We start from the raw sequence: 512 nt of genomic DNA on the forward strand, positions 1-512 counted from the left end.
TCGTTTCTCTCAAAGCGGGCTGCGCATTATATAGAATGCAGCTCTTGGTGTCAAGCGATTTTTTGAATCTTTTCAACCGCTTAACTTTCTGAATCTTTCCGCTTTCGCTTCCCAACTCAGGCGGTGCATTTTACAGCACCTTCAGATCGTGTCAAGCGTTAGTTTTCAAAATTTCTTTTAAAATCAAACACTTAACTCAGCTTCAAACAACCCTTCCGGGTCACTCTCAAAGCAGGTGGCGCATTTTACGCTCTTACTGACCGAAATCAACACCTTTTTCGAGAATTTTTCAGCGACTGGCGATTCGTTAGAATATTGCAAGTCATTGAAAAATAAAGCTTTTTCAACTTCTTCAACACACCGTAGCGGTCGAGAGGGGCGCATTATAGAGAGATCCTGCTGGCGGTCAACAGCTTTCTGAAAAAAAATTACAGGAACCTCCCGCCCTCTCTTTTCCCCCTTCTATATAAAGCACGTATACTTGCCCGCTTAATTCCCGGAGCCACCCGGCT

It is taken from the genome of Thalassolituus sp. UBA2009 (assembly GCF_002335285.1).
Classification (GTDB): domain Bacteria; phylum Pseudomonadota; class Gammaproteobacteria; order Pseudomonadales; family Oceanobacteraceae; genus Venatoribacter; species Venatoribacter alkanivorans.